The organism is Vibrio sp. 1580, assembly GCF_033340055.1.
In genome coordinates, this window is sequence record NZ_JAWOVT010000167.1 from 1 (window position 1) to 830 (window position 830).

The 830-nt window shown below is 43.0% G+C and carries 1 protein-coding gene; it reads right to left on the minus strand.

Going from position 1 to position 830, the window contains the following annotated elements; all coding sequences use genetic code 11:
* Nucleotides 1–830, minus strand: an 830-nt coding sequence (locus tag R7093_RS24775; RefSeq protein WP_318146958.1) for a GGDEF domain-containing protein, incomplete at both ends; no start/stop codon positions are given.

Below are 830 nucleotides of genomic sequence, written 5' to 3' on the forward strand. Positions count from 1 at the left end.
TGAAAATGGATAAAAATGGGTTCACTGCATGCGTGATGCAGCAAAGACTGAAACTGTTCTAACTCCTTGGTGTCTTCGATGTTTGGCAGGCACAGAATAAACTCATCGCCTCCGATGCGTGTCGCGAACTGGCCGTCGTCTAACAGATGCAAAATACGTTGGGCGGTGATCTGCAACACCTTATCTCCGGCGTCGTGACCGAATTCATCATTCACGGCTTTAAAGCCATCAAGATCGATGTACAACAGAGTAAACGGTTGGGCACGTTGAATCTGTTGTTCGATCAGTTGATTGCCTTTAAAGCGGGAATAGCACCCAGTGAGCTCGTCGATTTCGAGTAATCGTTCAAGCTTTTCCACCTGTTCATATTGTGTTTGCCAAATGCCATGCCAATAACACTCGATAGAGCGTAGCCCTTTGTAAATAAACAGGTTGAACAAAAATAAAAACGTACTTTGAATGAAAAATTCTTTTAAAGCGTGGAGTTTAAAAGGGTCATTCCCTGCCGTTATCAAATCAATGTAAAAGCAAAAAGTCATTGATAAGGCGTAGGTAAAGAACGACCAAAAAACACCGAACTCAACCATGGTCAAGAGTAGGTTGATCGTCACCAACGACGAAAAAAGAAAATGCCCGCCTAAGAAAAAGTACAGGTAAAAAGTGAGGGTGTAACCGAGGATTAGGGCAATGACGACAGATTGATGTTTTTGCTCGAGCGTGAAAGTTCGACTTGCCCAAAGGTAAGTAAAACAAGTGCTCGCGGATAACACGTAAGGAAGGTATACAACAAGATTAACCCCTCTGATTGCACAAGCGCATAGGGTAAAAAT